A 3,814-nucleotide genomic window follows, 5' to 3' on the forward strand; every position below is an offset into this window, starting at 1 on the left:
CGCCTCCCACAATGCACAAATAGACCAACTCGCCGGAGAGTTGACGGAACGGCTGTCCGGGGTCCGCCCGGTCGCGGTGTCCGACATCGCCTTCTACTCCACCGTCACCGCAAGCCGTATCGACACCACCACGCTCGACACCGGCTACTGGGTCACCAATCTCCGAGAGCAGGTCCGTTTCGCCGAGACCGTCGAGGCGCTCCAGGCCGACGGCTACCGCCTGTTCATCGAGGCAAGCCCCCACCCCGTCCTGACCCTCCCGATGGAAGAGACCATCGAGTCGGGGACCGTCGTCCCCACCCTCCGTCGAGACCACGGCACCACCCACCAACTCACTCTCGCCGCCGCCCAAGCCTTCACCGCAGGCGCCGACATCAACTGGCGCCGTTGGTTCCCGACACCCCCACGCACCATCGACCTCCCCACCTACCCCTTCCAACACCACCACTACTGGCTGGAGGTAGACACCCAGGGCGACGCCCGCTCCATGGGCCTGCGCCGACTGGAGCACCCCCTCCTGCCCGCCGTCCTCAGCCTCTCCGACGGCGCGCTCGTCCTCACCGGTCGGCTCGCGGCATCCGGCGGCTGGCTCGCCGAACACGCGGTCGCCGGTACGGCGCTCGTACCCGGCGCCGCCCTGGTGGAGTGGGCGTTGCGCGCGGGTGACGAGGCTGGCTGCGCGGGTCTTGAGGAACTCACCCTTCAGACGCCCCTTGTGCTTCCCGAGTCCGGAGGGCTCCAGGTCCAGGTTGCCGTCGGTGCCGCTGACGAACACGACGGGCGTCGGGAGGTGAGCGTCCTCTCCCGCTCGGAGTCGGGTCACGACGAGAGCTGGACCTGCCACGCGGTCGGCGTTCTGACCCCTGAATCCGCCGCCGCGCCGGACGGGCTGAGCGGGCAGTGGCCTCCGGCGGGAGCTGAGGCCGTGGACATCGGTGATCTGTACGAGCGGGCAGCCTCGGCCGGTTACACCTACGGCCCGGCTTTCCAGGGCGTGTGCGCCGTGTGGCGGCACGGCCAAGATCTGCTGGCCGAGGTGGAGTTGCCCGGACGGGCGGGCGCGGGCGACGGGTTCGGTATCCATCCCGCGCTCCTCGACGCCGCCCTGCACCCCGCTCTGCTGCTCGACCCCGACGGGGAGGAGATGCGGCTGCCGTTCGCCTGGACCGGGGTGTCCCTGTGGGCCACCGGTGCCACTACCGCGCGGGTACGACTCTCTCCGCACCGCGACACGTTGTGCGTGACGGTCGCCGACTCCGCCGGAACGCCCGTCCTGAGCGTGGACTCCCTGGCGCTGCTGCCCGTCGACCCCGAGCGGCTGCACTCGGCAGCTCGAACAGGCGTCGATGGGCTGTTCACCGTGGAGTGGACCACCGTGCCCGGTACGGCAGTTGAGGATCTCGACTGCGTCACGCTCGGTCGCGATGTACCGGATCTGGCGGCACTGGCGGAGGGGCGGGTCCCCTCTACGGTCCTCTTCGAGGTCGTCGTACCGTCCGAAGGGACCGTCGGCGAACGGGGTCGCACGGCCGCTGAGTACACCCTCCGCCTGGTCCAGGACTGGCTGGCGGAACCGCGCCTCGCTGACGCCCGGCTCGTACTGGTCACCCGTCAGGCGGTGGCGGTACGGCCTGCCGAGTCCGTCGACGCTCCGGCCGCCGCCGTGTGGGGGCTGATCCGCAGTGCGCAGGCCGAACACCCCGGTCAGTTCGTCCTGGTGGACATGGATACGGACACAGATATAGGTGCAGACACAGATGGGTGCCGTACGGCCCTCGCACGCGCCCTCGCCACCGATGAGCCGCAACTTGCCGTCCGCGAGGGCTGCCCGTTCGTTCCCCGCCTTACCCGCGCCGCCCGCCCCGCGAGTACCGGTCCCGTTCTGGACCCCGACGGGGCCGTGTTGATCGCAGGCGGCACCGGCATGATGGGCGGGCTCGTCGCCGAGCACCTGGTCCGTTCCTGGTCGGTACGGCGGCTCGTGCTCGCCGGGCGTCAGGGTGCCGACGCTCCCGGTGCCCGCGAGCTCGCCGAGCGGCTCACCGGACTTGGAGCGGACGTACGCATCGTCTCCGCCGACCTCGCGGACGCCCGCTCCACCGCCGAACTGGTCGACTCCGTGGACCGGTTGACCGGGGTGATCCATGCCGCCGGAGTGCTGGACGACGCCGTCGTCACCGCCCAGAACCCTGACCGGCTGGCGACGGTCTGGGCGGCCAAAGCGAGTGTCGCCGCGCACCTCGACGCCGCCACGGCCCACCTTCCCCTCGCCCTGTTCCTCACCTTCTCCTCCGCCGCCGGCGTTCTCGGCAACGCCGGGCAGGCCGGGTACGCCGCCGCCAACGCCTTCGTCGACGCCCTCGTCACCCGGCGCCGCGCCACCGGTCTGCCCGGCCTCTCCATCGCCTGGGGACTGTGGGCACGCGGCAGTGCCATGACCCGGCACCTCGACGACACCGACCTGGCCCGCCTCCGCGCCGGCGGACTCAAACCCCTCCTCGACGAGCAAGGGCTCGCCCTCCTCGACGCGGCCCGGGCCGCCGCTGACGACACGTCGTTGGTCGTCGCTGCGGGGGTCGACGTACGTGCGCTCACCGCCGACAGTGTGCCGCCGATCCTGCGGAACGTGGCGGGGCGTATCCGGCGTCGGGCTGCGGTCGGGGCCGCTGTCGACCGTGCCGAGTTGGAGACACGGCTCGCCGGGCTGGACGAGGGCGGGAGGCTGCGCGTCGTCAGCGACGTCGTGCGGGAGTGTGTTGCGGAGGTCCTCGGGTATCGCTCGGCGGACGACGTACGTGTCGAGGCGAACTTCAAGGATCTGGGCTTCGATTCGCTCACGGCCGTGCAACTGCGTAATCGGCTGTCGGGGGTCAGTGGGGTGCGGTTGCCCGCGACGATCGTTTTCGATCATCCGACGCCTCGGGGGCTTGCCGCGTACCTCGATACCCGGTTGGGGGGTCGGGTGGTGGTCGTGCCGTCCGTCGTGGGGCCGTTGCCGGCCGCTGACGGTGATCCGATCGCGATCGTCTCCATGGCCTGTCGGTTCCCCGGGGGTGTCACCTCGCCGGAGGAGTTGTGGGAGCTGGTCATGGGGGGTGTGGATGCGATGGGGGCATTTCCCACTGATCGGGGGTGGGATCTGGAGAATCTCTTCCATCCCGATCCTGATCATCCTGGGACCAGTTACGCCGATGAAGGTGCTTTTCTGCCTGATGCCGGGGATTTTGATGCGGCGTTCTTCGGGATCAATCCGCGTGAGGCGCTGGCGATGGATCCCCAGCAGCGGTTGTTGCTGGAGACGGCGTGGGAGGTGCTGGAGCGGGCCGGGATTGATCCGGCTTCCTTGAAGGGGAGTCGGACCGGGACCTATGCGGGGGTGATGTACCACGACTACGCGGCCGGGCTGACCGATGGGCAGTTGGAGGGGTACTCCATGCTTGCCGGAGCCGGGAGCGTGGTGTCGGGGCGGGTTGCTTACACGCTCGGTCTGGAAGGGCCGACGATGACTGTCGATACGGCTTGTTCCTCGTCGCTGGTCGCTATCCATCTTGCCGCGCAGGCGTTGCGGCAGGGGGAGTGCGATCTTGCGCTCGCGGGGGGTGTCACCGTCATGGCTACGCCTGAGGTGTTCACCGGGTTCTCGCGGCAGCGGGGGATGGCTCCTGATGGGCGGTGCAAGTCGTTTGCCGCTGCGGCTGATGGGACGGGGTGGGGGGAAGGGGTTGGGCTCGTGCTGCTGGAGCGGTTGTCGGATGCTCGGCGGAATGGGCACAAGGTTCTTGCTGTGGTGCGGGGGTCGGCTGTCAATCAGGAC

Annotated in this window: 1 protein-coding gene; it reads left to right on the forward strand. The window is 69.8% G+C overall.

The genetic code is table 11. From position 1 onward, the window contains the following. Positions 1 to 3,814, forward strand: a 3,814-nt coding sequence (locus ACLZOT_RS49590) for a type I polyketide synthase (RefSeq protein WP_416975926.1), incomplete at both ends; no start/stop codon positions are given.

The sequence above is a fragment of the Streptomyces sp. 4F14 genome (genome assembly GCF_048159485.1).
Classification (GTDB): Bacteria; Actinomycetota; Actinomycetes; order Streptomycetales; family Streptomycetaceae; genus Streptomyces.